The sequence below is a fragment of the Pseudomonas sp. NPDC088414 genome, from assembly GCF_044753325.1.
Taxonomy (GTDB): Bacteria; Pseudomonadota; Gammaproteobacteria; order Pseudomonadales; family Pseudomonadaceae; genus Aquipseudomonas.
Window position 1 is genome coordinate 1 of record NZ_JBIVMY010000040.1, and the last position, 2,624, is coordinate 2,624.

2 protein-coding genes are annotated in these 2,624 nt (G+C 59.8%); both read right to left on the reverse strand.

Going from position 1 to position 2,624, the window contains the following annotated elements:
• Nucleotides 1–26: 26 nt before the first annotated feature.
• Nucleotides 27–1,991 (reverse strand): DNA primase, encoded by a 1,965-nt coding sequence (gene dnaG, locus ACIP8I_RS24155; RefSeq protein ID WP_400764421.1) that lies wholly within the window; start codon nt 1,989–1,991, stop codon nt 27–29.
• 481 nt (nt 1,992–2,472) lie between these two features.
• Nucleotides 2,473–2,624, reverse strand: a 152-nt coding sequence (gene rpsU / locus ACIP8I_RS24160) for a 30S ribosomal protein S21 (protein ID WP_400764452.1), incomplete at its 5' end; no start/stop codon positions are given.

The following is a 2,624-nucleotide window of genomic DNA, read 5'->3' on the forward strand; positions in this document are numbered from 1 at the left end:
CCGAGGAAAATACCTGAGCAATGACCTCACGCGCCAGTTGAGGTCGGGTTTGATGCGGAAACATATCGACTTAAAAGGTCGCGCAGTTGATTTTTCGCTTCGGCGCTCAGTTCGCTTTGACGCGCTTTCCTGAGCAACTGTTCCAGATTTCGCTCGCGTTGGCGGGCTGACAAGCTAGTAATGGTGTCGAAAAACTGTTGTTCAAGGTTTTCTCCGTCAATCAGCCACTCCTTTTCCGCCAGTGCCTTGAGCAGGCGACCCTGTTCAGTGCCGTGCCATCGCGCGATCAACTGAAATGAGTTTAGCTTGGGATTCTTCTGTACGGCTTCGAGCAGTGCCACAAGCAACTGTGCGTTGGTCTGATTTTCGTCCGCAATGTGCCCGGCGTCCTCGACGCGCTCGGCCAGTTGCGGGTGATGCAGCAATGTACGCAGGGCGGTCAGGGTAGGCGACTCGACGCCAATCGGCGTGCGCGGGCGCTGTTGATCGCGATCGCCGCCACGCTTGCCATTCTTGTCCCAGGGTTTCTTGTCCCATTTCTTGCCGCCGGCGCCGGGTTTCTTCGGCGTCCACTCCTGCTGCGGCACATACATGTCCTGTGCCTGCGGCTGATGGTAGTCGCTGTAGTCCGGCATTGCGTCGTAATCGATGCCCGGATCGTACGCGGGCGACGCTTCCTGCGGCGCGCTTTGCGCCAGCTGGCTGACGGTTTCGCTGCTCAGGCCGGTGATTTCGGTCAGGCGCTGACGCATCAGAATGCGCAGGTTCGCGCCCGGCACTTTGTCGATCAGCGGCGCGGCGAGGGTAGCCATGTGGGCCTTGCCTTCGAGCGAGCGAGGATCGGCTTCTTCGGTCAGTTGCTGGAAAAAATAGTCCGCCAGCGGCTGCGCATGTTGGTTGATTCGGGCCTTGAAGGCGTCAGTGCCTTCGGCGCGGACCAGGGTATCCGGGTCTTCGCCTTCCGGCAGGAACAGGAAGCGCGCACGGCGCCCGTCCTGCAGGCACGGCAGTGTCGCTTCCAGCGCGCGCCATGCCGCATTGCGGCCGGCCTGGTCACCGTCGAAACAGAACAGTACGTTCGGCACCACGCGAAACAGGCGCTTGAGGTGTTCTTCGCTGGTCGCTGTGCCCAGGGTCGCGACGGCATTGCGCAAGCCTTGCTGGGCGAGGGCGATGACGTCCATATAACCCTCGACGACGATGATTTCGTCGAGGTTGCGGTTGTTCTTGCGTGCTTCATAGAGGCCGTAGAGTTCCTGGCCTTTATGGAAGACCGGGGTTTCCGGCGAGTTCAGGTATTTGGGTTTGTCGTCACCCAGTACCCGGCCACCGAAAGCGATGATCCGGCCGCGGGTATCGCGGATCGGGAACATCACGCGATCGCGGAAGCGGTCATAGCGTTTGCCGGTTTCGGCGTTTTCGATCAGCAGGCCGGCGTCGATCATGGCCTTCTGCTGCAAAGTGTCGCTGCTCAAGTGTTTGAACAGGTTGTCCCAGCCCGGTGGCGCGAAACCGAGACCGAAGTCCCGGGCGATCTCACCGGTCAGCCCGCGGCCCTTGAGGTAATCCACCGCAGCCTTTCGTGCTGGATGGCTCTTGAGCGCCTGCCGGTAAAAGTCGGCGGCGGCGGTCAGCAGCGGATACAGCGGCGAATCGGTCGGCTGCCGCGGTTTGTGCGGGCGGCCGCTTTCTTCACGCGGGATTTCCATGCCGGCGGCTTTGGCCAGATCCTCGACGGCCTGGGGGAAATCCAGGTTGTCGTGATCCATGAGAAAGCCCAGGGCGTTGCCACCGGCGCCGCAGCCGAAGCAGTAATAGAACTGCTTGTCCGGGCTGACGCTGAACGACGGGGTTTTCTCTTTGTGAAACGGGCAGCAGGCGGTGTAGTTCTTGCCGGCCTTTTTCAGTTGCACGCGCGAGCTGACCACATCGACGATGTCGGTGCGGTTCAGGAGGTCGTCAATAAAGCTCTGGGGAATCAGCCCGGCCATGGCGTTCTCGTCTGTGCTGTAATGAGTCCGATGCGAAGGGCGGCCGGACGCAGGTCTTGAGTGAAGCGCACAAAATGGGCGGCTCGACCGGTGTCGTTTGCGTGATCGCTGTCGGGAAGTGTATCTGCCGAAAATCCACTGACGTTAGTACCAATCAGTCTTCGACTATTTGAAAGTGTTGCGCTGAATCCGCAGACGGCCGATAAATGGCCTCGGATAGCTCAATAAAGCGGGCACGCGTGCGGGTGCCTTGGGCTGATCGTCGTGAGAGGAATCAGTGGGTGTGCTCGTCAGTAGCCTTGAAAGGCTCGTCAGAAAAGACGTGCACCGCTGGCAAAAGAGCCAGGTCTGACGCGTGAAGCGGATTTGTCTCGGTCGCGTGTGCGGCTTTGACGGTGAAGCATCAAGCGTTTTACGCAAATGCCATTAGCCCGGCTGAGGGCCGGGCTTAGGCAAGAAGCTTGCTACGATCGTCTGTGTATTAGTACAGACGAACGGCGCGGCGCTGTTCGCGCTGAACTTTCTTGGCGTGACGCTTAACAGCGGCTGCTGCTTTGCGCTTACGCTCAGAAGTTGGCTTCTCGTAAAATTCGCGGCTACGATCTTCAGCCTGTACGCCGGGTTTTTGGGAGG